This window comes from Corynebacterium sp. HMSC070E08 (genome assembly GCF_001808895.1).
In the GTDB taxonomy this organism is placed as follows: domain Bacteria; phylum Actinomycetota; class Actinomycetes; order Mycobacteriales; family Mycobacteriaceae; genus Corynebacterium; species Corynebacterium hiratae.
On the sequence record NZ_KV794797.1, the window covers coordinates 65232 to 65451 of the forward strand.

Here is a 220-nt window from a genome sequence, read left to right on the forward strand (position 1 = left end):
GGTTCAGTTCTCATTACCCCTGATAGACTTCGTGCTTCAGACGGTTACGCACGCCCTCAGCTGGGGTTCAGTTCTCATTACCCCTGATAGACTTCAGCACCCCCCACCGCTGATGCCCAAGCTTGCTGGGGTTCAGTTCTCATTACCCCTGATAGACTTCACGCCGACGAGGAGCAGCAGGCGCTCCGGCTGGGGTTCAGTTCTCATTACCCCTGATAGA